This is a genomic window from Oceanobacillus neutriphilus (assembly GCF_014645515.1).
GTDB classification, from domain to species: domain Bacteria; phylum Bacillota; class Bacilli; order Bacillales; family Amphibacillaceae; genus Oceanobacillus; species Oceanobacillus neutriphilus.
This window is the reverse complement of record NZ_BMLW01000039.1, coordinates 1-1967: the sequence shown is the minus strand read 5'-3', so window position 1 is coordinate 1967 and position 1967 is coordinate 1. Positions and strand designations below refer to the sequence as shown.

The 1967-nt window shown below is 39.0% G+C and carries 2 protein-coding genes; both read left to right on the top strand.

Going from position 1 to position 1967, the window contains the following annotated elements; all coding sequences use genetic code 11:
- Positions 1 to 1679, top strand: a 1679-nt coding sequence (locus IEX29_RS26305) for a tail fiber domain-containing protein (RefSeq protein WP_188738849.1), incomplete at its 5' end; no start/stop codon positions are given.
- Positions 1680 to 1780: 101 nt separating this feature from the next.
- Positions 1781 to 1967, top strand: a 187-nt coding sequence (locus tag IEX29_RS26300; RefSeq protein WP_188738847.1) for a hypothetical protein, incomplete at its 3' end; no start/stop codon positions are given.

The window sequence follows — 1967 nt, the reverse complement described above, 5'->3', positions numbered from 1 at the left end:
GAAAAAGATTAGAGTATAACTGGCTTCCTGAGGCTATACAACGAGCCTCTGACATTATCAATGGAAATTTAGACAGTCATTTTAAATATGGTGCTGGTGAAATTATCGGTATCAATAAAAGCAATCCAAATGGTTATATGCGTTTTAATACAGATGGCATCGGTTTTAGTCGAGATGGCGGAAAAACCTATAGAACAGCAATCACCTATGAGGGTATTGTTGCTGATTATATAGCATCTGGTACATTGGATGCTAATCTAGTCAGAGTGTTAGGTGGGAATGAAACCACTTATACGTTTATTGACGGAGACTACATCGAATCAAGAGGACAGTACTACCGTACTTGGTTTGGTGAAACAACATTCGCTGACCTTAAATTCCAATTAGGTCGAGGCTACTTTCGAGTAAATAACGAGGCTGAAAATAAGCGTCTGTATTTCTCTGATAAAGGTATCTCCACCTTTATTCAAGGTTATGCGGATGAAAACCCAGACCAAGAAAATTCCGGATCTGGTGTTATTGAGTTTTTTAGTCATCAATACAATGGCCCGCAATGGAATACCGGTAATATTAGAGGATTAACCCTTTTTTCGAACCAAGGTCATGTCGCTATTAAAACAGCGAACAGAGACATTATATTGGATGCGGACCGTGATGTTAAAATCCTTGCTAGTCGAGGGACTGTAACATTACAGCCGAGGGATGGAAATCGCGATGGTCTAAATCATTTCCGTTTTAATGTTAAAGACAATGATAGCGCAGGCTTATCGGATGGTTGGATTCAATATGGATCACCAGCTGCCAATTACGGCAGTGGACTCCGTTTTAAAAAGTCTACATCTGGCAGACCGATTATTTATGCAACAAACGGTAATGGAGATATCAATAGTGGTAATTTTCAAGCTGATAGTTTTATCGGTAGCTTGGAAGCGCAGAGTGATAACGCTTATGCCCTTGTTAATGACAGGTTAAGAATTACTTCTAAAGCAGGTTATAACGGCGGAAACATTAATTACCGTGATTTACAGGCTGCAGAAGGTATGTTTAGAAGTTTAAAGTTGAACACTGATATGTCGGGTTCGAATTTCTATATTGGTGTGTCGGGTGGAGAACTCAGAGTAACAAGTAATTTACTCGGAGCAGGAGGTAATTACCGACCAATTAGAGTAGGAGAGGTTATCTTAGATGGAGGCGGCAGGCTTGTTCACGAGGACGGTTCAACCTTTATACAAGGTAATGTTGACGTTAGAGCTACCAGAGTAAGAAGTGGAACGCTGGTCCCTATGGTGGCAAGAGAATTTAATTCCTCCTCCAGTGAAGAGCTAAAGGCTAATATTAAACCATATGAGGGTAATGGACTAGATGTCGTTTGTGGATTGAATATCGTTAATTTTGATTGGATTGAATCTCCAGAAGCTGGCCGTCAAATTGGAGTTATCGCTGAAAACAGCCCAGATATCTCATCTTCAAGCGGAAAAGAAATCAAAATAAATGACCTTGTTATGTATCTAACAAAATCAGTGCAGGAACTGCATGAAGAGAATAATAAATTAAGAGGAGAGATAGAACATGGAAAACAATCGCATAAATTCAATCGCCAATTCTTTGGCAGGTCAAGTAGCAGACAAAGCCCTACGAATCGCAGAATTAGAAACAGTTGCAGCAGAGCAGCAAGCTAAAATTGAAGAGTTGGAAAAAACTTTAAAAGAAAAAGAAATTGAAGAAATGGATAAGGAAGCAGAGCTGTCTAAACAAAAGAAAAATAACAAGGAGGGTTAATATGAAATGTAAAGAATGTGGGAGGTCAATTGATAAACCTATTGTAGAAAAAGCGCGATGCGGACTAGCAACCTATTTTGAATGTAAAGATTGTTTGCAGGATAAATATATCGATGATGAAGGGGTGCGTGTTGGTGAAAACCCTAAGACTAATACTCTTAGGGTAAGGTTTCCTAACGATTTAGTTT